Genomic DNA, 24,510 nt, shown 5'->3' on the forward strand with positions numbered 1-24,510 from the left:
TGAGTTGTTAAGTTTATAAGGTATCACATGGTTTCCATCTCGGCCCCGAATAGCGCCACATCGGAACAACTGGTAGAGGGCTTGAGTGCGCCGGACAGCGCGCGCGTGCTGGATGCGCTCGCGTATGCTACCGACGCGTATGGCGACAAGCTGACCTTTGCCGGCCGCTCCGCGCTGGACTTCGCCATCGGCGTGGCCACCACCCTGGCTTTCCTGCGCAGCGATGCGGAAACGCGCATTGCCGGCCTGATGTTCGAGCTGACCCTGCTCGAGCCGGACACCGCGGCCGATATCGAGCCGCGCTTCGGCAAGCAGGTGTGCGACCTGGCCACCGGCGTGCGCCAGCTGATCCGCTTGCGCGCGTTGACCCAGGCGCAACATGGCGGCAGTGCAGGCCGGGGCAAGAATGCGGCGCAGCAAGCCGTGGCCCAGGTGGAAACCTTGCGCAAGATGCTGCTGGCGATGGCCTCCGACATGCGTGTCGTGCTCGTGCGCCTGGCAGCGTGCGTGACGACTTTGCGTTACTTTGCTGAATTAAAACTGTTCAACGAAATGACGCGCGAATACGGCAAGGAAACGCTGGATCTGTACGCGCCGCTGGCCAACCGCCTCGGCATCTGGCAGCTGAAGTGGGAACTGGAAGACTTGTCGTTCCGTTTCATCGAACCGGAAGCGTACAAACGCATCGCCAAGATGCTGGAAGAAAAGCGCATGATGCGCGAGGGCTTCGTGTCCTCGGCGATCCTGCGCCTGCAGACGGAACTGGCGTCGGCCGGCATCCAGGCGGAAGTGTTTGGCCGCCCGAAACACATCTACAGCATCTGGAACAAGATGCGCGGCAAGGAACTGGACTTTACGGCTTTGTACGACGTGCGCGCCTTCCGCGTCATCGTTGCCGACGTGAAAACCTGCTACACGGTGCTGGGCGTGGTCCACAATATCTGGACCCCCATCCCGAAGGAATTCGACGATTACATTTCGCGGCCGAAACCGAACGGTTACCAGTCGCTGCACACGGTGGTGACGGCCGAGGATGGCCGGCCGCTGGAAGTGCAAATCCGCACCAATGAAATGCACAGCTTTGCCGAATACGGCGTGGCCGCGCACTGGCGCTACAAGGAAGAGGGCGGTTCGAACTTTGCCGGCCAGAAGTACGACGAAAAGATCGCCTGGCTGCGCCAGTTGCTGGCGTGGAAAACCGAGGTGGCCGACGCTGTCGTGGGCCAGGAAGAAATCCAGCGCGAATGGGTGGAAAAGCTCAAGTCCGCCACCCTGGATGACCGCATCTTCGTCATGACGCCGCAAGCGCGGGTGCTGGAATTGCCCGTGGGCGCCACGCCCGTCGATTTTGCGTATCACCTGCATACGGACGTGGGCCACCGCTGCCGCGGTGCCAAGGTCGACGGCATCATGGTGCCCCTGAATACCCAGCTGAAAAACGGCCAGACCTGCGAAATCATCACGGCCAAGGGCGCGCCGGGCACGGCCGGGCCGTCGCGCGACTGGCTCAGCGCCGGCTACGCCGTCAGCACGCGCACGCGGTCAAAAATCCGCGCCTGGTTCCATGCCATCGACATGCAGGAAACCCTGGCCCATGGCCGCGCGCTGGTGGAGAAATCGTTGCAGCGCGAAGGCAAGACGGCCGTCAACCTCGAAGCGCTGGCGCAAAAGCTGGGTTTTGCGAAAGTCGACGAGCTGTTCCTGTCCGTGGGCAAGGATGAATTCAGCCTGCGCCACGTGGAGCAGGCGCTGCACGACAATGGCGAAGTGGTGGTGCCGGAAGACGCGGTGCTGGTAGGAAAAAGCCGCGCTTCCAGCGTGGAGCAGGGCGCCAAGTCCGGCGTGCTGGTGGTGGGTACCGAGGGCTTGATGACGGTGCTGGCCAAGTGCTGCAAGCCGGCACCGCCGGACAGCATCGTGGGTTTTGTGACGCGGGGCAAGGGCGTTTCCATCCACCGCGCCACGTGCAAGAATTTCGAGGAAATGCGCGCCAAGGCGCCCGAGCGCGTGATCTTCACGGAGTGGGGCAGCACGGGTGGCCACGACACCGTGTATCCGGTCGACATTTTCATTCTCGCCGGCGACCGCCAGGGCTTGCTGCGCGACATCTCCGAAATCTTCTCGCGCGAAAAGATCAACGTCATCGGCGTCAACACCCAAAGCGCCAAGGGCCAGGCCCGCATGACCTTTACGGCCGAGATCAGCTCGACGGCGCAGTTGTTAAAAGCCTTGAATGTGATCAAGGATGTGAGCGGGGTGCTGGAGGCAAGACGAAGTTAGCGTATCTTGGGGTCTGTCGCTTCGCGATCGCATTGCGCCCCATTGGGACGCGATGCCCCGCAGGGTCTGACCCCGGTATTTGCCCTTGGGTTCAATCAATGCGTCTTGTCACCCGCATGCAATCCCGCCATCGCGGCCGTCTCCGGCTGCAGGGTGATGTGGTCGATGCCATGCTTGCTCAATAACATCTTCTTGATCGCGCGCAAGACCTTCGGCCAATGGTCGAGGTGCTCGATTTCCACGTGGCCGATCAGGGCCGGTTGGCCTGGCGACATGTCCCACACATGCAGGTCGTGCACGGCAATCACGCCGTCCACCTGTTCCACGTCCGTGCCCACGGCGATGTAATCGATGTGCATGGGCACGCCTTCCATCAGGAAGTGGTAGGACTCGCGCAGCACGCCGAATGTCGACTTTAAAATCAGCAGGGACACCAGCACGGACAGCAGCGGGTCGATCTGCATCCAGCCCGTAAAGTAAATGACGGCGCCGGCGACGATGGCGGCGACGGAACCGAGCAAGTCGCCCATCACGTGCACGAGGGCGGCGCGCGTATTGACGCTTTGCTTGTCTTTCGATAAGACCCACGCCACCACCACATTGATCGCCAGGCCGATGAAGGCGACGATGAAGACCATGCCGCCCTTGACGGGTTGCGGGGAGGAAAAGCGCAGCACGGCTTCATAGCAGATCCACCCCACCACGCACAGCATGGCCAGGCCGTTGACGAAGGCGGCCAGCGCCTCGGCGCGGCCAAAGCCGAACGAGTGGCGCGGCGAAGGCGGGCGGCGCGCGATCAGTTGCGCCAGCAGGGCCAGGCCCAGCGCGGCCGCGTCCGTGACCATGTGGCCCGCGTCGGAAATCAGGGCCAGCGAATTGGACAGGAAGCCGGCCGCCACCTCGATGCCGGCAAACGACAGGGTCAGGCCCAGCGCCCACGCGAGGATGCTCTGGCTGCGCCCCTCGAACGAATGGGTGTGCTTGGCATCGCCTTTCAGGTGGGCGTGCAAATGGGTGGCGTCGTGTTCGGTGTTGCTGTGCGTGGGCTGCATGGAATGCTTTGTGGAATGATGTTGCCGTCAGTGTAATTGAAAAGCAACAATATAGTCGGCACGAAAAAAAACCTGCAGGCCCGGAGGACTGCAGGTTTTTGATGGAACAGGCAACTTTATTGCGCCGCCGTCTCGCCAAACTTGCCTTCGCGGAAGTCCTGCACGGCCTGGAACACTTCCGCCTGGGTATTCATCACAAACGGGCCGTACTGCGCGATGGGTTCGTTCAAGGGCTGGCCGGCGACGAGAATCACGCGTCCGCCTTGCGGCGCCTCGATGCGCACGCCGTTGGAACCTGGCGTGTTGGCGAAGATCGCCATGCGCAGGGCGGGCACGGCTTTGCCGTCTACCTGCACTTCGCCACGGAACGTGTACAGGAAGGCGTTATGGCCTTCCGGCAGCGGCTGCTCGAAGCTGGTGCCCGCCGGCAAGTCGATGTCGAGGTATAGCGGTTCCGTCAGCTCGCGCTGCACGGCGCCCGTCACGCCATGGCTGGCGCCGGCGATCACTTGCACTTTTACACCCGCGTCCGTCGTATAGCGGGGGATTTCAGTGCTGTCGAAATCGCGGTACCACGGCGTGCGCATCTTGTCGCGCGCAGGCAGGTTCAGCCACAGCTGAAAACCTTCCATCACGCCTTCTTCCTGTTCCGGCATTTCCGAGTGGATCACGCCGCTGCCGGCCGTCATCCATTGCACGCCGCCCGACGTCAGCAAGCCTTCGTTGCCCGCGCTGTCCTTGTGGCGCATGCGTCCCGTGATCATGTACGAGACCGTTTCAAAGCCCCGGTGCGGATGCTCGGGAAAGCCGGCGATATAGTCGTTCGGCTTGTCGCTGGCAAAGTTATCGAGCATCAAGAACGGGTCGAGGCGGCGCTGCAGCTGCTGCGTCAGCACGCGGTTGATCTTCACGCCGGCGCCATCCATGACGGCCTGGCCGGCGATCACGCGCTCGACGGCGCGTGGCTTGTTGACGGTGGTGATGTTGCTCATTGTTCTCTCCTCTAGGCCAGGACGGCGCCAGTGCACCGTCCCTTTCACTGCTGGGGATTACACCAGGATCGCGTTGATCTCGGCGTCCGCTTGCGCCTGCGCCTTGGCCACGGCTTCCGGGCCCATGCCCATGCCTTCCGAATACACATACTGCACGTCGGTCATGCCCAGGAAACCGAACATGGTGTTCAGGTAAGGCACCTGGCTGTCGTGCGCGCTGTCACGGTGCAAGCCGCCGCGGGACAGGCCCACATAGACTTTCTTGCCGGTCAAGAGACCCACGGGGCCGTTTTCCGTGTACTTGAAGGTGACGTTGGCGCGGGCAATCGCGTCGAACCAGCTTTTTAGTTGCACGGTGATGCCGAAGTTGTACATGGGTGCGCCGATGACGATCACGTCAGCTGCTTGCACTTGCGCAATCAGCGCATCGTCGAGGGCGATGCGGGCCGCTTGCTCCGGCGTACGCTTGTCCGCTGGCGTGAACAGTGCTTGCAGGGTCGGCTCGTCGAGCACGGGGTGCGGTGCTGCGGCCAGGTCGCGGCGCACGAGGGCGGCGCCCGGGTTGGCGGCTTGTACGCGGGTAACGATGGCGTCAGCCAGGCGGGTCGAGGCGGAGCCGGTGCTGCGGGCGCTGGAATTGATTTGCAGGATGTTCATCTTGTTTCTCCGTTGTGAGGTGTCTTGCGATGGATGAACTATAGCAATTCCAAAATTGATGTGGAAGCCGTTAAAATGGATAACATTAATCCACTAATGGAACAATTGAGTGTAAAGGTCAGTGATGGATATCGATCCCGGAGATTTGCTGCTGTTCGCGCGCGTCGTCGAATGCGGCAGTTTCAGCCGTGCCGCCCAGCGCGTGGACTTGCCCAAGTCGACATTGTCGCGCCGCATCTCGCTGCTGGAAGCGAAATTGGGCGAACGGCTGCTGCTGCGCACCACGCGCAAGCTGGCGCTGACGGAGTTTGGCGCCAGCCTGCTCGAGCATGCGCGCAAGGTGGTCGAGGAAACGGAGGCGGCCGGCGCGCTGGCCCAGCACCGCCAGGCGGGACCCAGCGGCTTGCTGCGCATTTCCATGCCGGCCGATTTCGGCGATGCGCTGATGCGCCAGGTGCTGGCCGAGTTCGTGCGCCGCTATCCGGCCATCTCGCTGGAACTGGACTTGTCGGCGCGCCGCGTGGATTTGCTGGAAGAGAACTTCGACCTGGCCATCCGCATGGGCAACTTGCCCGACGACGCCAGTCTGGCCGCGCGCCGCGTGGCTTTCAGCACCCTGGCCCTATATGCCTCGCCGCAATACACGAGCGTGCACGGCTTGCCCGAGCATCCCGACGATCTGTATGGCCACGATTTGCTCAGTTTGCCACGGTCCGTGCATGGCCTCGTGCACTGGACTTTGATCCGCGGCAAGACGACGTGGGAACGCGACTTGCCCGTGCGCTTGCTGGCGAACTCGCCGGAATTGCTGGTGCGCATGGCGTGCACGGGCGTGGGCATCGCGGCCAGCACGGACCGCTTTGCCAAGGCCTATGTGGCGACGGGGGAACTGGTGCGCGTGCTGCCGGAATGGAGCTTTCCGCTGGTCACGGGCTGGGCCGTGTTTCCCGGCCGGCGTTTGATGCCGGCCAAGACGCGCGCGTTTCTGGACTTGATGGAAGAGATGTACCGCACCGACGCGCCCGTATAGGCGCGCGTCGTGCCGCCTTACTGGGGCAGCTTGCCCATGACTTCGCCCAGCTGCACGGGGCCGGCCGGTTGCCAGTTGGCATTGAATGCCACGGTATCTTTCGGGAACAGCATGACGACGGTGGAGCCGAGCAAGAAGCGGCCCAGCTCTTCGCCCTGCTTGAGCACCACGTTGTCGTTGACATAGCTCCAGTCGCGCACCTGGCCCGTGCGGGGCGGGTTGACGACGCCGTGCCAGACGGTGGCCATGCTGCCGACGATGGTGGCGCCCACCAGGGTCATGACGAAGGGGCCGTTGGCCGTGTCGAACACGCAGACGACGCGCTCGTTGCGGGCGAACAGGCCGGGAATGCCGCGCGCCGTGGTCGGGTTGACGGAAAACAGTTCACCGGGAACATAAATCATGCGCGTCAATCGGCCATCGCAGGGCATGTGGATGCGGTGGTAGTCGCGCGGGCTCAGGTACAGATTGGCGAAGCTGCCGTGTTCGAACTGGGCCGCCAGGGCCGCATCGCCGCCCACCAGGGCCGTGGTGCTGAAATGGTGGCCCTTGGCCTGGAAGATCTGGTCCTTGTCGATCGTGCCGAACTGGCTGATGCGGCCGTCGACGGGGCACACGTAGTCGGCCTTGGCCAGCGGACGGGCATCGGGGCGCAGCGCGCGCGTGAAAAAGTCGTTGAAGCTCGCGTAGTGCGTGATGTCCGGGTCCAGCGCCTCATCCATGTTGACGTTGTAGCGGCCGACGAACCAGCGGATCAACCGCGTGGTCATGGCGCCGCCCTTGGCACCGGCGATCCGGCCGGCAAAGTTGGTCAACGCTCCCTTGGGCAGCAGATATTGAGGCAAAACGGCAAGACGGTCAGACACGATGGGAAGCCTTTGACGGGGTGATGGGAATAATGATGAAAACGCATTATAGCGGCGATGTGGCGCGCAATGATATGCGCCGTATGCAAGGGTGCGTATGGCAGTCTGCCACCGAATTTAATTTGCCATAGGAAATATTTTCAAGAAACTGTGCCAGTCGGAAAAAATTGCAGCACAATACGGCGGCCTGTTTTTTAGCTTTTAGCCATTTTTATTCAGCCAACTTTTTTCAGCCAGGTCATGATGCCACGCCGTTGCCTACGCCTTACCGTACTTTGTTCCGCTGTGTTACTTGCCTGGAATGCCCAGGCCCAGCAATCCGAAACGCCCGCCGAGACTGATGCTGCCGCTGTTGCCCCTTCTGCGCCGCTGAAGGCCGAAAAAGCCGAGAAGGCCGAGAAGGCAGCCGCGCCCGCCATGCAAAAGGTCGAAGTCAAGGGCAGCGGCTACGATCCGCGCCGCGACGATACGGCCAGCAAGATGATCGTGAGCAGCGAGGAAATCCTCAAGTATGGCGACAGCAATGTCACCGACGTGCTCAAGCGCCTGCCCGGCATTACCGTGTCCGGCGCGGCCGGGCGCTCGGGTGGCGAAATCCGCATGCGCGGCCTGGGCAGCGGCTACACGCAGATCTTGCTCAACGGCGAACGGGCGCCGGCCGGTTTTTCGCTCGACACCCTGTCGCCCGACGTGATCGAGCGCATCGAGATCTTGCACGCGGCCAGCGCCGAGTACAGCACGCAGTCGATCGCGGGCACCATCAACGTGGTGCTGAAAAAGGCCGTGAAAACGGCGCAGCGCGAGCTCAAACTGGGCGTGCAGGGCAGCGACGTGAGCTTTTCGCCCAGCGTCAACGTGCAATTGTCCGACCGCGACGGCAATTTCTCGTACTCGCTGGCCGGCTCGCTGTTCCGCTACGACTACCATTACGACAATCCCGGGCTGGAACTGGGCTACGCGCCCGATGGCCGGCAAAACCTGCTGCGCCGTACCAGCGGCACGGGCGATGGCCGCCCGGAAGGCATCAACCTGTCGCCGCGCCTGAACTGGGTGCTGGCCGGCGGCGACAGCCTGACGGCGCAATTCTTCTTCAACGGGGGGCGTTCGAACCACCGCAATTTCAGCCGCGCCGAGACGGCGCTGGGCTTGCGCCCCGATTACGACACCAACACGGGCAGCTCCAGCAACCACAATGCCTTCGGCCGCAGCGACCTGACGTGGATGCACAAGCTGGACGGCGGCGCCAAGCTGGAACTGAAAATTGGCGCCTCGGCCGCCCGCAATACGTCCGACAGCCTGCAGCAGGGCTTTATCGATGGCAGCGGCCTGGCGCTCGAACGCAAGGTGGGCGTGAAGGCGACGGAAAACGGTGTCAGTTCGACCGGCAAGTATTCCGCGCCCTTGCTGCCCGGCCATGCCTTGTCCATGGGCTGGGATGGCGCCTACACGGAGCGCGAGGAAGCGCGCCGGCAGCGCGAAGCGGCCCTGGACGCGTCGGGCGCGCGCCCGCCCGTCAACAGCGTCGAAGGTTTCGACGCCACCATCCAGCGCCTGGCCCTGTACGTGCAGGACGACTGGGAACTCACGCCGCGCTGGTCCATGTATGCGGGCGTGCGCTGGGAAGGCATCGATACGCGCAGCGCGGGCGATACCTACGACGAAGTAAATCAGCGCACCAGCGTGTGGAGCCCGCTGCTGCAAACCCTGTGGAAGTTGCCCGATACCAAGGGCGACCAGGTACGCCTGGCCTTGACGCGCACCTACAAGGCGCAGCCCACGTCCAGCCTGATTCCGCGCCGCAATACCTCGACGAACAATAGCCAGACGGACCCTGACCGTGAAGGCAATCCGTATCTGAAACCGGAGCTGGCGCTGGGCATCGACGCCTCGTACGAACACTACTGGGCCGAAGGTGCCTTGCTCAGCGCGCGCGCCTCGGCCCGCCGCATCGATGGCTACACGCGCCAGGGCTTGCTGTTCATCAATGAGCGCTGGGTGTCCACGCCCGTCAACGATGGCCGCGCGAATACGCAGACACTGGAACTGGAAGCGAAGTTCCCGCTGCGCGCCGTGCTGGCCGCGCCCGTGCCGGCCATCGACTTGCGCGCCAGCGTCAGCCGCAACTGGTCGCAGGTGGAGCAGGTGCCGGGGCCGGACAATAGGCTCGACCAGCAAACCCCCGTCAGCGGCAACTTCGGTCTCGACTACAAGACGCCCGATGGCATGCTCACCACGGGCGGCAGCTTCAATTTCCGCAATGGCGGCCCCGTGCGCATCACCGAACGCCAGAGCGCCTACACGTCGCCGCGGCGCGACCTCGATATCTACGCGCTGTGGAAATTCGATGCGAAGAACCAGCTGCGCCTGGCCGTGTCCAACCTGCTGGCGCAAGACTTCGAAAGCACCACCACGTATGCGGATGCCAGCGGCACGATCATCCGCAACAGCATTTCGCCCAGCTCGCCCCAGGCGCGCGCCACCCTGGAAATGAAGTTCTGACGGCGCTGCCTGCTTGCGGCGTACTTGCCGCTTGCTTGGCACTCTCGTGCTGAAAACCCCGGCCGGCATCCCCGCTGGCCTATAATCTCGGCAATCGCGCGCACGGCCAGTCCGTGCGCGCCACCTTTTACTTTGCCAAGATTGCTTTCCCCATGACGTTTTCCTCCCTCGGTCTGATCGATCCCCTGGTCCGCAAACTTGAAGAGCTCGGCTATGCCAAGCCCACGCCCGTGCAGGCGCAAGCGATTCCCGCCGTGCTGGCCGGGCGCGACCTGATGGCTGCCGCCCAGACGGGCACGGGCAAGACGGCCGGCTTTGCCGTGCCGCTACTGCAGCGCCTGACATTGGCTGGCGTGGTGGCGCCCCAGTGCGTGCGCGTGCTGGTGCTGGTGCCCACGCGCGAACTGGCTGAGCAAGTCTATGCCAGCTTCCGCAGCTATGGCGGCAACTTGCCGCTGCGCAGCTTTGTCGCCTATGGCGGCGTGCCCATCGAGCCGCAGATCAGCAAATTGCGCAAGGGCCTCGATGTGCTGGTGGCTACGCCGGGCCGCTTGCTGGATTTGCAGACGCAGGGCGCCGTCAAGTTCGAGCAGGTGCAGACCCTGGTGCTGGATGAAGCGGACCGCATGCTGGACCTGGGCTTCGAGCGCGAACTCGATCTGCTGCTGATGACCATGCCCAAGCAGCGCCAGACCCTGCTGTTCTCGGCCACCTTCTCGGACGCCATCCGCGCCATGGCCAAGACCATGCTGAAGGACCCTGTCTCGGTGGAAGTGAGCGCGCGCAACAGCACGGTCAAGGCCGTAAAACAGTCGGTGATCGTGTGCGACAAGAAACGCAAGCCGGAACTGTTCCTGCACCTGATGAAGAAAAAGCGCTGGGGCCAGATCCTGGTCTTCGTCAAGACGCGCAAGGGCGTCGAGCAATTGGTTATTACCTTGCTGGAGCAGGGCGTGCGCGCCGATTCGATTCACGGCGACAAGACCCAGCCGAACCGGCTGCGCGCGCTGGCCCGCTTCAAATCTGCCGAAGTGCAGGTGCTGGTGGCGACCGACGTGGCCGCCCGTGGCCTGGACATCGACCAATTGCCCGTCGTCGTCAATTTCGACTTGCCCACCGTGGCGGAAGATTATATCCACCGCATCGGCCGCACGGGCCGCGCGGGCGCCTCGGGCGAAGCGATCTCGCTCGTCTGCGCCGACGAGGTGGAACTGCTGTCGGCCGTGGAAGCGCTGACGCGCCAAACCCTCAAACGCAGCGAAGAGCCCGGTTACGAGGCGGAACACCGTGTGCCGGGCACGTCCGCCGGCGGCGCCATCCAGAAAAAGCCCGTCAAGGTGCTGGCGCCGAAGGCGGCCGAACGGGCGAAAAAACGCCGCTTCTACAAGTAATCGGGGAAGTTGGCCAGGCAGGGCAAGGCGCGCTGCACGGATATGCCATTCGTGCCATCATGCGCCTATGACCTCGATACCTTTGTTCCCGCTCAATACGGTGCTGTATCCCGATGGCTATCTGCCCCTGCAGATCTTCGAGGTACGCTATCTGGACATGATACGCCAGTGCATCATGGGCGAGCAGCCGTTCGGCGTGGTGCAGCTGCTGGACGGCACCGAAGTGCGCAAGCCGGGCCAGCAGGAAACCCTGGCGCCCGTGGGTACCTTGGCGCGTATCATCGACTGGTCCGCGCCCCTGTCTGGCTTGCTGCAAATCAAATGCATGGGTATGCAGCGCTTCCACATCGTCTCCAGCGGACAGCTCAAGCATGGCTTGTGGATGGCGCAGGTTGAAACCTTGCCGGCCGATAAAGCCATTCCCATCCCGCAAGAACAGCAGAACGTGGCCGACGCGCTCGGGGCACTGATACGCACCTTGCAGGAGCAAAAGATTCCCCCCGACCAAATGCCCCTGCAACCCCCATACCGGCTCGACGAGTGCGGCTGGGTGGCGAACCGCTGGTGCGAGCTGCTGTCCCTGACCGCCATGCAAAAACAACTACTGCTGAGCCAGGACAACCCCGTGCTGCGGCTGGAACTGGTGCAGGACATGCTCACGGAAAACGGCTTGCTGGAAGAGTAAAACAGCGGAAGCCGCATGTTTGCACACGGTTCCGTTGTGCAATTGCAATTTCTATTGAGAAATACTTTACGCTTTGCCGCCGCTGGCATAAGATGATGCCCCTGGGCAAGATAGTCCCAGATGACCCTGAGTAACATTCAAGAGCACACGACAATGGCAAAAGTAAGCGCGGAACAGATCAATGCGGCAATGGAAGCGATGGCAGGAGAAGGCCAGGCCATCACGGTGCGCGCCTTGCGCGAACGGTTGGGCAACGGCGCCTGCCTGGGCACCATCAGCAAGCTGTTGCAGCGCCGCAAGGCTGGCGCGCAGCGCCAGATCGCTGCCGCCGCCGAACTGTCGCCCGTGCTGCAGCAAGCCATCCTCGATTATGTAGGACAGGAATTAAGCGCCAGCCACAGCGCGCATGAAGCCGAGATGAACGACAATCAACAGGAATTGATGGACCTGGCCAGCGAGAACGAGCGCCAGCAAGAGTTGCTCGACCTGCAGGCGGGCGAGCTGGAAACCTTGCGCGAGGAACTCGAACGCGAGCGGCAAGTAGCGAACCAGGCCCGCACGGACCTGGCCAAGGCGCAGCTGCGCCTGGAAGGCTTGCCGCGCCTGGAAGAGGCGGCCGAGCAGGCGCGCATGGACCTGGCCAAGGCGCAGTTCAAGCTCGAAGGCATCCCACGCCTGGAAGAGGCTGCCGAAGCGGCGCGCGCCGAATTGATCCAGGCCCAGCTGAAGCTGGAAAGCCTGACGCGCGTGGAAACGGAACTGGCGGCCGCGCGCCTGGAACTGGAAGCGGAACGCGAAGAGCTGGGCGAAACGCGCGCCGAGCTGGACGAAGAGCGTACCTTGCGCATCAAGGCGCAGCAGTTCATCGTCGATCCCATCTTCAAAACGCCTGTCTGAGGACGCCTGAGCAAACCTGCTGCGCGTCGCGCTTTGCGGCCTGCGATGCTCGCCGGCTCGGCATAAAGTACGGTTGCGCTTCCTGGCCAAAAATCGTTCCGCTCGCCAGGTTTTCCCCGGCGCCGATGCGTCGCGGGGTGTCGTGGTTTCATGAGGTCCTGTGTTAAACGGCGCACGGAACCGCGATGCGGGGCGCAGCAGAATACCTGCTGGACCTGGAGCGAAAGGGGCTGGCATGCAGGCCTTGATACTCATCGGTGCTTCCGCGGGCGGCGTGGAAGCGCTGTCCGCCATCTTTGCCGCCTTGCCTGCCAGTCTGCCGGCGCCCGTGCTGGTGGTTGCGCATGTGGGGGCGCGCAAGAGCCTGCTGCCCGACATTCTCGGCAAGACTGCCGCCTTGCCCGTACGCTTTGCCGAAGAGCGTGAACCCGTGCACGCCGGGCGCATCCTGCTGGCGCCGCCGGACCGGCACATGCTCGTTGCCAACCTGGCCGGCCGGGCGATGGTCGAACTGACCCGCGGTCCCAAGGAAAACCATACGCGTCCCGCCATCGATCCCCTGTTTCGCAGTGCCGCCGCCGCTTTCGGACCGAAAGCGGTGGGCGTGATCCTCAGCGGCTACCTCGACGATGGCACGGCGGGCTTGCAGGCCATCAAGGCTTGCGGCGGCAAGGCGCTGGTGCAGGAACCGCAGGACGCGGCGGCGCCGTCGATGCCGCAAAGCGCGATCGACCATGTGGAGGTGGACTGGCGCCTGCCAGCCGCCGAGATCGGCCCAGCCCTGCTGGCGCTGGCCAGCGGAAAGCCGGCGGCGCCCAAGGCAACACAGCCCTTGCAGCCCGCGCCCCCGTGGATCGCCGTGGAAAACCGTTTTGCCCGTGGAGTGGGGAATATGGAACAACTGGAAAAAATTGCCGCGCCATCCACTTTCACCTGTCCCGAATGCCAGGGCACCTTGTGGGAATTGCACGGCCAGCAGCCGCAGCGTTTCCGCTGCCACACGGGCCACAGTTTCACGGCGCACGTGCTCGGCGAGTTACAGCATGACAAGGCGGAAGACGCCATCTGGGCCGCCGTCAGGGCCTTGCAGGAAAAGGAAAAGCTGTACCTGAACCTGGCTGCCAAGGCCCAGGCCTGGCTGCATCCGGGCGCGGCCGGCGAATACGCGGAGAAGGCGCGTCAGGCGGGAGAGCAGGCCGAGGTGCTGAAACGGGCCTTGCTGGCTTAAAATGGCGCATTGCCGCGCCATGCCGCGCGGCGTCCGATCGCAAAGAAGGTTTATGTCTGTAGAAAAGAAAGTGCCGCACGAGCGTGCGGCCAGCCCCATCGTGCCCCGCGCGCTGCCGCCCAGGCCGCCAGCCGAATTCAGTTCGCCCGAAGCGGCCCTGGCGCGCAAGCTGGCGCGCGAACACAAGGATGCACAGGTGCGCGGCGTCACGTCCATCGACGCCATACGCGTCGCCATCAGGCAGGCAGCGCGTGGCTTGCCGGCCATCAGTGCCGTGCCGCGCCTGGGCATGCTGGACGCCGCCGCCTTCCGCGCGCGCGCCGCGCGAGGCTTGCCCTTCCTGATGCGGGGGCTGGTGCAGCGCTGGCCCCTGTCTGCGCTGGGCCCCGAAGTCTTGCGCGAGCAGTTCAGCCACGTGCCCGTGCGCGCGCGGGTGGGCGACTACATCAACACGGCGTTTGCGCCGGACCGCGCCATGCAGGACATGTCGATGGGGCAATACCTGGATCTGGTGGAAGAGGGGAGCCATGCATTGCCGCCCTACCTGGGCAACCTGGAATTGCGCGAATTGAACCGCCTGTGCCACTGGCCCACCTACTTCGACAAGATGGGCCCGCCGCGCTTCTGGGTGGGGCCGGCCGGCACGGTCACGCCTTTGCATTGCGATTACGACGACAATATCTTTGCGCAAGTGTGGGGCCGCAAGCGCATCATCCTGTCGCCGCCGCACCACGACGCCTTCCTGTATCCCAGCGAGGCGAACGCCATCCTGTTCGGCTCGCCCTTCGACCCGGAAGCGCCCGATTTCGAGCGTTTCCCGCTGGCGCGCCAGGCCAGCATGATCGAATGCATCGTCGAGCCGGGCGACATGCTGTACGTGCCCGCCGGCTGGTATCACCAGGTGCGCGCGCTGACGTTCTCGCTGTCCTCGAACCGCTGGGCCAGGGCCGTGCCGTTTGCCCTGCATGGCGATGCGGCGCTGCGGCGCGCGGCCGATTGAAGCATCATTCTTGAATCACTACTGGAGCAGCATATCGATACCCTCGCCCGCGCCCTGATACTCGCCACCACCTACATCGAAGGCCAGGAGGAAAGTGATCCCGATACCGACATTGCCGCATTGGAATCGATCGCCGCCGAATTGCGGCATGCCAGTGTGGAAGAGCAAGCCAGTCTGGTACGGGCCGCCCACGCGCTGGGCTTTCCCGACTGGCCAGAAGAGATGGGGCTGGGCTGAAGGCCAGGGTGTCGGTCTGATGTTGCGCAATCGCCCTATGGCTGCAGGGCCTCGGCCGCGCCGCGTGCCTTTTTCGGCCGCCACTCGCTGAGGATGCCCGCACAAATGATCAGGATCGCGCCCATGATGGCCAGGGCCGGCAGGCGCTCGCCGGCGATGCGTCCGATGACGCCGGCCCACACGGGTTCGCCCGCATAGATCAAGGTGGCCTTCGTCGCGGAAATGCGCTTTTGCGCCCAGTTCATCACATATTGGATTAGCGCGCTGGCGCAGCCCAGCGCCAGCACGCTGAGGATGAAGGTCCGGCTCAGGGCCGGCGGCGCTTCGCCCATCACGGGCATCAGCAGCACGGCGATTAGCGATGCCGTGGCCAGCTGCACGATGGTCACGCGCAAGATGTTCAGCTGCGGCGAGACGCGGCTGATCAGGATGATTTCCAGGGCAATGGCGATGGCGCCCACGGCCGTGATCAGCTCGCCGGTGCCAAATGCCATGCTCAGGCCATCCGTGCCCGTCAGCAGCACCAATCCCGCGAATGCCAAGGCCACGGCCGCCCACACGGCAGGGCGGGGCCGCTGCTTGAACACCAGCCATTGCACCAGCGGCACGATGGGCACATAGAAGGCCGTGATGAAAGCCGACTTGCTGCTCGTGATATGCATCAAGCCATAGGTTTGCAGCGCGTAGCCGCCAAAGATGCTCACGCCGATGGCCATGCCCGTGAATAACTCGGCCTTGCTCAACTGCTTCAACTGGCCGCGGCAGATCAGGGCGCCGATGCTGGCGGCCACGGCAAAGCGGGCCGCCACGAAGGCCAGCGGACCGCTGACCGTCATGGCATGTTGCACGACAAGAAAAGTGCCGCCCCAGATGAGGGTGATGGCGATCAGGGCCAGTTCGGGCAGGCCGAGGGCGGGCGGGGGACTTGCGTGTGTTTTCATGGGGAGCTATGCTATGAGCAAAATATTTCCCATCATCATAGGAGCAATATATTGCGCAGTCAAGCCGAGGCCGGTGGTGTGCTGGAACACCTGGCCAAAAATCTGCGGCGCTTGCGTCTGGCCGCCGGTATCAGCCAGGACGAGCTGGCGCGCAAGTCGGGCCTGAGCCGGCGCATGGTCAATGGCGTGGAAGCGGGCGGCACCAACATCAGCCTGGCCAACCTCGACCATGTGGCGGCCGCGCTGAACGTGGCCTTTGTCGACCTGGTCCAGCCGCCGCGGCAGCTGCATGACAGCTTGCGCGTGCTGATGTGGCAAAGCGAGTCGCAGGCCAGCCAGGCCGTGCTGCTGGGTGCCGCACCCGCCAGCCGGCAGGTGGAACTGTGGTCGTGGACCCTGGCGCCGGGCGAACGCTACGATGCGCAAGCGGACCCGGCCGGCTTCAGCGAAATGCTCTACGTGCTGGAAGGCGAGTTGCAGCTGGAGCTGGCGGCCGGGACGAAACGGCTGGCCACGGGCGATTTTTTCGTGTTCAGCAGCGCGCAAGCGTACAGCTATGTCAACGCTGGTCCATCCACCTTGCGGTTTACCCGCAACGTGGCCAGCTGAGGCGGGCTACGCCAGGCCGCAGCCGATGAGGAGCAGCATCGGCCGTTCGCGTTCTTCCGCCAGCGCCGGCTGCAGGGCGACCTGTTCATCGCTGGGTCCCCATTCCTCCACGTGCTCCAGCTGGAAACCCGCTTGCAGCAGCGCATTGATGGTCGTGCCCATGGTGCGGTGCTGCTTGATCACGCCGGGCGCCAGCCAGTCCGACACGCGAGGGCCTTGCTGCTGGTAACTGTCGACGGGCCAGCGCTTGCGGCCTTGCGCATCCGTCAGCCAGCCGGGCTGGCGCGGCGCCATGAAGATCGGGTGCTCGATGGAAAACACCAGCTTGCCGCCCCGTTTCAAGCCATGGCGGATGGCGGCCAGCAAGGCCGCGAAATTGTCGATGTAGTGGAATGCCAGCGAGCTGTAGACGAGGTCGTAGGCCGCTGGCGCCACGGCAAGCTGTTCCAGGTCCATCCTGGCATAGCTGACGGCCGGGTGTTCGCCCATGCCGCCTGCTTGCGCGAGCATCTTTTCCGACACGTCCACACCCAGCACCCGGGACGCGCCCGCTTCCGCAGCCCAGCGGCAGAACCAGCCATAGCCGCAGCCCAGGTCGAGCACGTTTTTGCCGTGTAGCGCAGGCAGCATGGCGCGCAAGGCCGGCCATTCGGGTGCGCTGCCGAGTCCGCCCACGGAGCGGGGCAGCTGGCTGTAGGCCGTGAAGAAGGCGTCGTTGTCGTAGATATTCTGGGTCATGGCTCGGGTTCCTTGTGGGGCGTGCGCTTGGCGTGGCCGCTGCGTTGTGCCCGGTAAATGCCCGCGTGGCCGGAAAACAAATAGGCCACCACGCAGGCGATGGCCGCGTACACGCCGATCTCGGCGCCGAACAGTTCCATGGCCATCAGGGTCGAGGCGATGGGCGTGTTGGCCGCGCCCGCAAACACGGCGACGAAACCGATGGCGGCCAGCAGGACAGCGGGCTGGTGCAGCAGCGGTCCCAGCGCATTGCCCAGGGTCGCGCCGATGAAGAACAGGGGCGTCACTTCGCCGCCCTTGAAACCGGTGCCCAGCGAGACGATGGTAAACGCCATCTTGCCCAGGAAATCCCAGGCGGGCAGCGGTTCCTTCAGGGCATCGACGATGGTGGGGATGCCCAGGCCGATGTAGCGATCCGTGCCCAGCAGCCACACGGCGAGGGCGACGACGAGGCCGCCCGCCAGCGGACGCAGGGGCGGGTAGGCGATCCAGCGTTTCATCAGTCCGCTCAAGCCGTGCGTGGCTTGCGCAAACAGTTTACCCGTCACGCCGAACAGCACGCCGGCGACCACCATGGCGCCCAGGGTCCAGGCGGACATGGCGGGAATGCCGGGTACGGCGTAATGCACATGCTGCACGCCCCACAGCAAGCCCACCTGGTCGGCGATGACGGCAGCAGCCAGGCAGGGCAGCATGGCTTCGTAGCGCAGGCGGCCGATGGCCAGCACTTCCAGGCCGAAGATGGCGCCCGCCAGCGGCGTGCCGAAAACGGAAGCGAAGCCGGCGCTGATGCCGGCCATCAGGATGATGCGGCGGTCTTCATTGTCCAGACGAAATAATTTGGTCAGCTGGTCCGCCAGCGCGCCGCCCATCTGCACGGCCGTGCCTTCGCGCCCGACGGAGGCGCCGAACAGGTGCGAGACGACGGTGGCGCCCAGCACCAGCGGCGCCATGCGCAGGGGGATGATTTTTTTCGGATCGTGGATTTCATCGATGAGCAGGTTCGCGCCCCCTTCCACGCTATTGCCGTAGCGTAAATACAGCCAGCCGACGGCAAAGCCCGCCACGGGTAGCAGCCAGATCAGCCAGGCATGCGCCAGGCGGGTCGTGGTTGCCCAGTCGAGGGCGAACAGGAAGCCGGCCGAGGCCGTGCCGGCCAGGACGGCCACGGCAAAGGCGAGCAGCAGCCATTTCAGCAGATGCAGCAATAGATCGGTGAGGGCGGTGAGGCGGGTCATCATGCGTGTCCAGTCGTCTGGTGTGGGCCGAACCTGGACAGGTGGCGGAAGCTGCATTGGCGCCGGGCGCATGCCTGCAACTTTCCGGCTATCCAGGAAAGTGTGCAGGCATCATCAGCCCGAGGGCGGTTCACGCAGAGTTGCGTGGGAGGAATGCCATCTCCGGTAGAAATTCTAGCACTGCCGGGTGATGGACACTATTGAATTTTAACAACAGCCTTTTATAAGCCCAGTTCGGCCACCAGCGCCTGGCCGATGGCCCGCTGTTCGGCCAGGATGGCGCGCAGGTGGTGGGGGCGCGTCTTGACATTGGTCATGACCACGCGCAGCACGTTGGTGGGACCAGGGTAGCGCGTCGATTCGAGCACCGTGCGCGACACGAAGCTGTGGCCCTGCGCCTTTTGCCGGTTTTGCAGCTTGGCGTTGAGCGTGTTCAGCTGCTTGTTCAGCTCCGTTGCCGCCTCCGCCTGGCCGCCGGCCAGCAAGGCCTCCATGCGCTGGCGCAAGTGCGCAGGCACGTAGCGGTAGGTCAGGATGAAGGTGTCCGAACGCGTGAGCAGTTCGAAATCCTGCTGGTCGGCCAGCAAGTCCTGCAACTGTCCGGACAGGGTGGCGGCCTGTTGCAGCAAGGTGGTGTAGCCGGACACGCCCAGCACCTTGAACGAGGTCCACAGTTTCAGGGCGTCGAAGCGGCGCGAGCCTTCCAGCGAGGTCTGGCCCAGGTCGCCCGAGTTGTCGCGCAAGATGTAGTTGGCGTTGTGTTTCAGCAGGTTCAGGCTGGCGCTGTCCTTGAACAGCACCATGCTTTGCGCCATCGGCACCCACAGCAGTTTATGCCCGTCGATGACGACGGAGTCGGCCAGGGCAATGCCGTCGTACAGCGCGCGGTACTGTTCCGCGATCAGCAGGGCGCCGCCCCAGGCCGCATCCACATGGAACCAGATGCCTTCCCGCGCCGCAATGGCCGCCATGGCGGCCAGCGGGTCGATGGCGCCCGTTTCCGTCGTGCCGGCGATGCCGATCATGGCGACGACCTTGATATTGCGCGATTTCAAGTCGGCAATCGTGGCTTCCAGCGCGGCGACGTCGATGCGGTTGTCGCGGTCGACGGCCACCAGGTGCAGGGCGTTTTCACCGAGGCCCAGGGTCGCCAGCGCCTTTTTCACGGAATAATGGCTGCGGGCCGAGCCGATCACGGCCAGTCCCGCGTGGCCGGACTCCTGCATGGCGGCAAACAGGCCCCGCTTGCGCGTGCCGGGCAATTGGCTTTCCAGCGCCACGGCCAGGGCCGTCAAATTGCCCATGGTGCCGCCATTGACGACATTGCCCAGCGCGCCGCTGGCGGCGGCCATGGCCTGCGTGTAGACGCTGTCGGCCTGCTGGTAGACCTGGCGGTGCAGCCAGCCCAGGATCTGCTTTTCGATCAGGGTCGACACGTACGCCGTCTCGATCTTGACCTGGTTCTGGTTCAGGGTGGCCGTAAATGCTTCGGCCAGCACGCTGATCCAGGGCAGGGCCTGGGTCATGTGGCCGATGTATTGGGGATGGTTCAGCTGGGCCGTATTGGCCAGCACGGTGGTGTCGAGCTCCTGCAGGAAATCCGCCACGGGCATGCCGTGCGCGGGCAGGCTGGTGTCGGACAGTTGCGTCAGCAGTTCCGCATACGGCGTGTGCGGATACGGCTCGGCGCGCTCGGCAGCCAGCCAGCCGCCCAGCATGCGCAGCGCCTGCTGCAGGGGCGCGGGCGCCTGTTGCAGCGCATCGATGGAAAAATGCTGCTGCAGCAGCTGTTCGATAGCGGAGTCGGTCATTAGCTACGTTTCAATATATGGTGACCCTAAGTCAAGTGCCGGGGGCGGACCCTAAGGGTTCGACCCCGGACTTTGCTGTTGGGTTAGGCAAAAAAATAGCCCTGGCGGAGACGGGATTCTACCCGACTCCGGCAGGGCGCATCAGTTTGCTATTGCTAGCGGTGGTCAGAAATAGTTGAGACCCAGCGCCGACTTGACTTCATCGGCCGTGCGGGCCGCCACTTCGCGGGCCTTGAACGTGCCTTCCTTGAGCATCTGGATGACCTGGCCCTTGTCCTTGGCGAACTCTTCGCGGCGGGCGCGGATCGGCGCCAGCAATTCCTGCAAGACCACGTCCAGGCGCTTCTTGACGATGCTGTCGCCCAGGCCGCCCCGCACGTAGTGGGCTTTCATCTCGGCCAGCGCCGCTTTTTCCGGATCGAACGCGTCCAGGTAGGTGAAGGCCACGTTGCCTTCCAGGTGGCCCGGGTCTTCCACGCGCAGGTGCAGCGGGTCCGTGTACACTTTTTTCACGGCAGCCGTGATTTCGGCCGGCGTCGCGCCCAGGTTGATGGTGTTGCCCAGCGACTTGCTCATCTTCGCCTTGCCGTCGATGCCGGGCAGGCGGCCGATGTCCGGCACCAGCGCCTTGCATTCCATCAGCACTTCGCGGTTGTACATGCGGTTGAAGCGGCGCACGATTTCATTCGTTTGCTCGATCATCGGGATCTGGTCTTCGCCCACGGGTACCACGCCTGCCTTGAAGGCCGTGATGTCGGCCGCCTGGCTGGCCGGGTAGGTCAGGAAGCCGGCCGGGATATCGCGCTCGAAGCCGCGCAGGCGGATTTCTTCCTTGACGGTGGGGTTGCGCTCGAGGCGGGCCACGGTGACGATGTTCAGGTAGTAGAACGTCAGCTCGGCCAGTTCCGGGATCTGGGACTGGATGAACACGGTCGTTTTCGTCGGATCGATGCCGACGGCCAGGTAGTCGAGCGCCACTTCAACGACGTTGCGGTGCACCTTGTCGATGTCGTCCATATTGTCCGTCAGCGCTTGCGCATCGGCCAGCATGATGAATTGCTTGTAGCTGTTCTGATAGGCGACGCGGTCGCGCAGGCTGCCTACGAAGTGGCCCAGGTGTAAGGGACCGGTGGGACGGTCGCCCGTCAGGATCACGGATTGCGAAGCGATGGCGGCAGCCGACAGGGGCGCGGCCGGGGTGTTATCGGTGTCGGGAGTATCGGGGGTATTCGGCAAGCTCATCAAGTTTCCTTTCGAGCCGCCTGCATCGGGGATGATCCAGGCTGAAGCCTGTTACGCCACCGATCGAGGCGGCGTTGATCATGATCACATCACTATGCAGTGGCCGCGCGGAGTGAGCGGGACCACCAATTCAAGCAGGCGTGTTGTGACGGGATAAATTTCATGGCGTTATGGTTGCAGTTCGTACGCGTTCTGTCAAGTTGCGGCCCCATATATCTGCTGCGCTGCGTCAGAGGCTGGCCTTCTGCAGGACTTGCTTTCCGGGTACTATTGCCGTTCGGCCACTTTTGCGTGGCATGAATCCATTGGAGAACAGTATGCGCGTTTCGTCCCCCGTCCGGCTCACCGGTCTGGCTCTTGTTATCAGTTCCCTGTTTGCCGCGCCCGTGCTGGCGCAAACACCGCCCATGACGCCCGATATCGGCGCCAAGCTGGTGATGCCCGACTTGAACGATTACGTCAAGCGCGTGGTGATGATCCCCATGCGCGACGGTGTCAAGCTGTACACGGTGATCGTCGTGCCGAAAGGCGCCCAGAAAGCGCCCATCATGCTCACGCGCACGCCGTACAATGCGGCCCGCCGCGCCCAGCGCGCAGCCAGCCCCAGCATGCTGGCGACCCTGCCGCAGGGCGACGACACCCTGGTCGAGAACGGCTACATCCGCGTATTCCAGGACGTGCGGGGCAAGCATGGCTCGGAAGGCGATTATGTGATGACGCGCCCCGTGCGCGGCCCCTTGAACCATACCAAGGTGGACAACGTCACCGATGCGTGGGACACGATCGACTGGCTGGTGAAAAACGTGCCGGAAACGAATGGCAAGGTGGGCATGCTGGGTTCCTCGTATGAAGGCCATACGGTGCTGATGGCCCTGGTCGACCCGCATCCGGCCCTGAAGGTGGCCATCCCCATGAGCGCCATGGTCGATGGCTGGCGCGGCGACGACTGGTTCCACAACGGCGCCTTCCGCATGCCCAGCCTGTCCTACCTGGCCTGGCAGACGAGCGCCCGCGGCAGCGCCGAGGCGCCCGCGCTGGGCGTGTATGACGAGTACGACGCGTACCTGCGCATCGGCTCGGCCGGCGATTTCGCGAAGAAATTCGGCATCGACAAGCTGACCTACACGAAAAAACTGTTCGAGCACCCGGCCTACGACAGTTACTGGCAAGAACAGGCACTCGACAAGATCCTGGCCAAGCGCCCGCTGATCGTGCCCACCATGCATGTGGTGGGGCAGTGGGACCAGGAAGACATCTATGGCCCCTACGCCACCTACGCGGCGATGGAAGGGCGCGACAAGCGCAATAACCTCAATTACCTGGCCATCGGCCCGTGGCGCCATAGTGGCGTCAACTATGACGGTTCCAGCCTGGGCGCCCTGAAGTTTGACGGCGACACGGCGCGCCAGTTCCGCGAAAAGGTCATGCAGCCATTCCTCAATCAATACCTGAAGGATGGCGCGCCGGATGCGAACACGGCCCCCGTGGTGTCGTACCAGAGCGGCACCAACCAGTGGCAGCGCCTGCAGCAGTGGCCGCTGGCCTGCGAGACGTGCGACACGAAGCTGACGCCGATCTACCTGCAGGACGGTTCCAGGCTGGGCTTTGCGGCGCCATCGGGCGCTGCGGATGCGGCTGAAGGGGCGTTCGATGAGTACGTGGCCGATCCGGCGAAACCCGTGCCTTTCGTGGCCCGTCCCGTGCGCCTCACCGACGCCGACGTGTGGAAGCCATGGCTGGTCAGCGACCAGCGCGGCTATGCGGACCGCACGGACGTGCTCAGCTACGTTTCCGAACCGTTGAAGACGGCCGTGCGCATCGCCGGCGCGCCGATGGTCAACCTGTTTGCCGCCACCAGCGGCACGGACGCCGACTGGGTCGTGAAACTGATCGACGTGTATCCGGACGAAGTGCCGTCGCAGCCGGCCATGGGCGGCTACCAGTTGGGCGTGGCGATGGATATCTTCCGCGGCCGCTACCGCGACAGCTTCGAACACCCGACGCCGATACCGGCGGGCAAGGTGGAGCGCTACCGCTTCGCTTTGCCGAACGCAAATCACGTCTTCCTGCCCGGCCACCGCATTGCCGTGCAAGTGCAGTCGAGCTGGTTCCCCCTGTACGACCGCAATCCGCAAATTTACGTGCCGAACATCTTCCTGGCCGACCCCGGCCATTATAGAAAGGCGACGCAGCGCGTGTACCACGCGGCAGGGGCTGCCAGCGCGATCGAGTTGCCGATAGCGCCGCTCGACGCGCGCTAAGCGATTCGCATCAGGATGGCTCCCGCCGCGATCAGGCCGATGGCCAGGTAGCGGCGGGGGCTGATTTTTTCGCGCAGGAACAGGGCCGCGATGGCGATGGCGAACAGGATCGAGGTCTCGCGCAGGGCCGCGATGGCGGCCACGGGCGCCTGTGTCATGGCCCACAGGGCCAGGCCATACGAAGCCAGGGTGCCGAAGCCGCCAACGGCGGCCAGGCGCCATTGCGTTTGCGCATAGGCAAGCAAGTCGGCGGGGCGGCGCAATGCCGTCCACAGCAGCAGTCCCGCGCCGTTCAAGACAAAAATCCACATCGTGTAGGCGGCCGGCGCGCCGGACAGGCGCACGCCGATGCCGTCGATCAGGGTATAGCTGGCAATGACGCAGGCGTTGCCCAGTGCAAAGGCGGTGGCGCGTCCCGTGTTTCTCGGCATGCTGCCGATGGCGGGCGTACGCGCGGCAACATACAGGCCGAAGATGCCCCCGCAGATGCAGGCGACGGCGCCCATCTGCATGGAAGACAGCCGTTCGCCGATCAGCGGCCAGCTGGCCAGCGCCACGAGCAGCGGCGCGCTGCCGCGCATCAGGGGATAGGCGTGGCTCATGTCGCCCGCCTTGTAGGCGGCCGCCAGCAGCGAGTAATAGGCCAGCTGCGCCACGGCCGAGGCGGCCAGGTAGGGCCAGCTGGCGGGCGCCGGCGCAGGCACGAAGGGCAGCACGGCCAGCGAGATCAGGGCGGCGCCCACGGACACCAGCACCGTGCTGAGAAAGGTATCCTTGCCCGACTTGACGATGGCATTCCAGCTGGCGTGCAGGAGGGCGGCAAACAGGACGACGGCGACGACAAGACCGGACATGC

General features: G+C 64.1%; 20 protein-coding genes and 1 riboswitch. Of the genes, 10 read left to right on the forward strand and 10 right to left on the reverse strand.

The features are described 5' to 3' along the window. The first annotated feature begins 27 nt into the window (after positions 1-27). A complete protein-coding gene (locus GCN75_RS15085) occupies positions 28-2,280 on the forward strand; it encodes a RelA/SpoT family protein (protein WP_152255284.1) in 2,253 nt (750 codons plus the stop codon). Between the two features lie 95 nt (positions 2,281-2,375). On the opposite strand, the gene GCN75_RS15090 is transcribed toward GCN75_RS15085, so the two are convergent. From GCN75_RS15090 to GCN75_RS15100, 3 genes are all read right to left on the reverse strand, one after another. Continuing rightward, positions 2,376-3,332: a cation diffusion facilitator family transporter gene (locus tag GCN75_RS15090; protein WP_152283224.1), complete on the reverse strand. Its 957-nt coding sequence runs from the start codon at positions 3,330-3,332 to the stop codon at positions 2,376-2,378. Between the two features lie 116 nt (positions 3,333-3,448). Next, the gene (locus GCN75_RS15095; RefSeq protein ID WP_152283225.1) at positions 3,449-4,324 is read right to left on the reverse strand and encodes a pirin family protein; all 876 of its coding nucleotides are present in this window, start codon (positions 4,322-4,324) and stop codon (positions 3,449-3,451) included. A gap of 57 nt (positions 4,325-4,381) precedes the next feature. Further along, positions 4,382-4,981: an FMN-dependent NADH-azoreductase gene (locus tag GCN75_RS15100; protein ID WP_152255287.1), complete on the reverse strand. Its 600-nt coding sequence runs from the start codon at positions 4,979-4,981 to the stop codon at positions 4,382-4,384. A gap of 124 nt (positions 4,982-5,105) precedes the next feature. Here GCN75_RS15100 and GCN75_RS15105 point away from each other — a divergent pair, with 124 nt between their 5' ends. Next, entirely contained in the window at positions 5,106-6,011 is a 906-nt protein-coding gene (locus GCN75_RS15105) for a LysR family transcriptional regulator (RefSeq protein WP_152283226.1), read from the forward strand. Between the two features lie 17 nt (positions 6,012-6,028). Here GCN75_RS15105 and asd read toward each other — a convergent pair whose 3' ends face one another. Next, positions 6,029-6,877 carry an archaetidylserine decarboxylase gene (gene asd, locus GCN75_RS15110; protein ID WP_152283227.1) on the reverse strand — a complete coding sequence of 283 codons (849 nt, stop codon included), beginning with the start codon at positions 6,875-6,877 and terminating at the stop codon, positions 6,029-6,031. A gap of 417 nt (positions 6,878-7,294) precedes the next feature. On the opposite strand from asd, the gene GCN75_RS15115 reads away from it, so the two are divergent. The 6 genes from GCN75_RS15115 (at position 7,295) to GCN75_RS15140 (ending at position 14,577) form a co-directional block, all read left to right on the forward strand. Further along, complete coding sequence (locus GCN75_RS15115; RefSeq protein WP_226941408.1) at positions 7,295-9,376, forward strand: TonB-dependent receptor plug domain-containing protein; 2,082 nt, start codon at positions 7,295-7,297, stop codon at positions 9,374-9,376. A 152-nt stretch (positions 9,377-9,528) separates the two neighbouring features. Continuing rightward, positions 9,529-10,767 (forward strand): DEAD/DEAH box helicase, encoded by a 1,239-nt coding sequence (locus GCN75_RS15120; protein ID WP_152283228.1) that lies wholly within the window; start codon positions 9,529-9,531, stop codon positions 10,765-10,767. Between the two features lie 67 nt (positions 10,768-10,834). After that, complete coding sequence (locus tag GCN75_RS15125) at positions 10,835-11,452, forward strand: LON peptidase substrate-binding domain-containing protein (protein WP_152283229.1); 618 nt, start codon at positions 10,835-10,837, stop codon at positions 11,450-11,452. A gap of 153 nt (positions 11,453-11,605) precedes the next feature. Beyond that, positions 11,606-12,349, forward strand: coding sequence for a DNA-binding protein (locus GCN75_RS15130; RefSeq protein WP_046684938.1), 744 nt, complete (start codon positions 11,606-11,608; stop codon positions 12,347-12,349). Positions 12,350-12,584: 235 nt separating this feature from the next. After that, a complete protein-coding gene (locus GCN75_RS15135; protein ID WP_152283230.1) occupies positions 12,585-13,577 on the forward strand; it encodes a chemotaxis protein CheB in 993 nt (330 codons plus the stop codon). A gap of 52 nt (positions 13,578-13,629) precedes the next feature. Beyond that, positions 13,630-14,577 (forward strand): cupin-like domain-containing protein, encoded by a 948-nt coding sequence (locus tag GCN75_RS15140; protein ID WP_152283231.1) that lies wholly within the window; start codon positions 13,630-13,632, stop codon positions 14,575-14,577. 272 nt (positions 14,578-14,849) lie between these two features. Here the strand turns inward: GCN75_RS15140 and GCN75_RS15145 are convergent, their stop codons facing one another. Further along, positions 14,850-15,755 (reverse strand): DMT family transporter, encoded by a 906-nt coding sequence (locus tag GCN75_RS15145; protein WP_152283232.1) that lies wholly within the window; start codon positions 15,753-15,755, stop codon positions 14,850-14,852. A 51-nt stretch (positions 15,756-15,806) separates the two neighbouring features. On the opposite strand from GCN75_RS15145, the gene GCN75_RS15150 reads away from it, so the two are divergent. Then, entirely contained in the window at positions 15,807-16,364 is a 558-nt protein-coding gene (locus GCN75_RS15150; protein ID WP_152283233.1) for a helix-turn-helix domain-containing protein, read from the forward strand. A gap of 6 nt (positions 16,365-16,370) precedes the next feature. On the opposite strand, the gene GCN75_RS15155 is transcribed toward GCN75_RS15150, so the two are convergent. The 4 genes from GCN75_RS15155 to trpS all read right to left on the reverse strand — a co-directional run bounded on the left by GCN75_RS15155 (position 16,371) and on the right by trpS (position 21,393). Beyond that, on the reverse strand, positions 16,371-17,102 hold the full coding sequence (locus GCN75_RS15155; protein WP_152283234.1) for a class I SAM-dependent methyltransferase: 732 nt from the start codon (positions 17,100-17,102) through the stop codon (positions 16,371-16,373). Further along, positions 17,099-18,340 carry a voltage-gated chloride channel family protein gene (locus tag GCN75_RS15160; protein ID WP_152283282.1) on the reverse strand — a complete coding sequence of 414 codons (1,242 nt, stop codon included), beginning with the start codon at positions 18,338-18,340 and terminating at the stop codon, positions 17,099-17,101. Before GCN75_RS15160 ends, GCN75_RS15155 begins: the two co-directional genes overlap by 4 nt. Positions 18,341-18,438: 98 nt before the next feature. Beyond that, positions 18,439-18,513, reverse strand: a riboswitch (Fluoride riboswitch). A gap of 48 nt (positions 18,514-18,561) precedes the next feature. Next, positions 18,562-20,151, reverse strand: coding sequence for a pyridoxal-dependent decarboxylase (locus tag GCN75_RS15165; protein WP_152283235.1), 1,590 nt, complete (start codon positions 20,149-20,151; stop codon positions 18,562-18,564). A 165-nt stretch (positions 20,152-20,316) separates the two neighbouring features. Next, positions 20,317-21,393 (reverse strand): tryptophan--tRNA ligase, encoded by a 1,077-nt coding sequence (gene trpS / locus GCN75_RS15170; RefSeq protein ID WP_226941409.1) that lies wholly within the window; start codon positions 21,391-21,393, stop codon positions 20,317-20,319. A gap of 317 nt (positions 21,394-21,710) precedes the next feature. On the opposite strand from trpS, the gene GCN75_RS15175 reads away from it, so the two are divergent. After that, positions 21,711-23,654 carry a CocE/NonD family hydrolase gene (locus tag GCN75_RS15175; RefSeq protein WP_152283236.1) on the forward strand — a complete coding sequence of 648 codons (1,944 nt, stop codon included), beginning with the start codon at positions 21,711-21,713 and terminating at the stop codon, positions 23,652-23,654. Here the strand turns inward: GCN75_RS15175 and GCN75_RS15180 are convergent. Then, entirely contained in the window at positions 23,651-24,508 is an 858-nt protein-coding gene (locus GCN75_RS15180) for a DMT family transporter (protein WP_152283237.1), read from the reverse strand. The genes GCN75_RS15175 and GCN75_RS15180 overlap by 4 nt on opposite strands. Between the last annotated feature and the right edge of the window lie 2 nt (positions 24,509-24,510).

Origin of the sequence: Janthinobacterium violaceinigrum, from assembly GCF_009208555.1 — a bacterium.
GTDB classification, from domain to species: Bacteria; Pseudomonadota; Gammaproteobacteria; order Burkholderiales; family Burkholderiaceae_D; genus Janthinobacterium; species Janthinobacterium violaceinigrum.

Excerpts from the sequence above, each read along its gene's own strand:
- GCN75_RS15085 (WP_152255284.1), top strand. The coding sequence starts at position 28 with ATGGTTTCCATCTCGGCCCCGAATAGCGCCACATCGGAACAACTGGTA.
- GCN75_RS15090 (WP_152283224.1), bottom strand. The coding sequence starts at position 3,332 with ATGCAGCCCACGCACAGCAACACCGAACACGACGCCACCCATTTGCAC.
- GCN75_RS15095 (WP_152283225.1), bottom strand. The coding sequence starts at position 4,324 with ATGAGCAACATCACCACCGTCAACAAGCCACGCGCCGTCGAGCGCGTG.
- GCN75_RS15100 (WP_152255287.1), bottom strand. The coding sequence starts at position 4,981 with ATGAACATCCTGCAAATCAATTCCAGCGCCCGCAGCACCGGCTCCGCC.
- GCN75_RS15105 (WP_152283226.1), top strand. The coding sequence starts at position 5,106 with ATGGATATCGATCCCGGAGATTTGCTGCTGTTCGCGCGCGTCGTCGAA.
- GCN75_RS15115 (WP_226941408.1), top strand. The coding sequence starts at position 7,295 with ATGCAAAAGGTCGAAGTCAAGGGCAGCGGCTACGATCCGCGCCGCGAC.
- GCN75_RS15120 (WP_152283228.1), top strand. The coding sequence starts at position 9,529 with ATGACGTTTTCCTCCCTCGGTCTGATCGATCCCCTGGTCCGCAAACTT.
- GCN75_RS15125 (WP_152283229.1), top strand. The coding sequence starts at position 10,835 with ATGACCTCGATACCTTTGTTCCCGCTCAATACGGTGCTGTATCCCGAT.
- GCN75_RS15130 (WP_046684938.1), top strand. The coding sequence starts at position 11,606 with ATGGCAAAAGTAAGCGCGGAACAGATCAATGCGGCAATGGAAGCGATG.
- GCN75_RS15135 (WP_152283230.1), top strand. The coding sequence starts at position 12,585 with ATGCAGGCCTTGATACTCATCGGTGCTTCCGCGGGCGGCGTGGAAGCG.
- GCN75_RS15140 (WP_152283231.1), top strand. The coding sequence starts at position 13,630 with ATGTCTGTAGAAAAGAAAGTGCCGCACGAGCGTGCGGCCAGCCCCATC.
- GCN75_RS15145 (WP_152283232.1), bottom strand. The coding sequence starts at position 15,755 with ATGAAAACACACGCAAGTCCCCCGCCCGCCCTCGGCCTGCCCGAACTG.
- GCN75_RS15155 (WP_152283234.1), bottom strand. The coding sequence starts at position 17,102 with ATGACCCAGAATATCTACGACAACGACGCCTTCTTCACGGCCTACAGC.
- GCN75_RS15160 (WP_152283282.1), bottom strand. The coding sequence starts at position 18,340 with ATGACCCGCCTCACCGCCCTCACCGATCTATTGCTGCATCTGCTGAAA.
- GCN75_RS15165 (WP_152283235.1), bottom strand. The coding sequence starts at position 20,151 with ATGACCGACTCCGCTATCGAACAGCTGCTGCAGCAGCATTTTTCCATC.
- trpS (WP_226941409.1), bottom strand. The coding sequence starts at position 21,393 with ATGAGCTTGCCGAATACCCCCGATACTCCCGACACCGATAACACCCCG.
- GCN75_RS15175 (WP_152283236.1), top strand. The coding sequence starts at position 21,711 with ATGCGCGTTTCGTCCCCCGTCCGGCTCACCGGTCTGGCTCTTGTTATC.
- GCN75_RS15180 (WP_152283237.1), bottom strand. The coding sequence starts at position 24,508 with ATGTCCGGTCTTGTCGTCGCCGTCGTCCTGTTTGCCGCCCTCCTGCAC.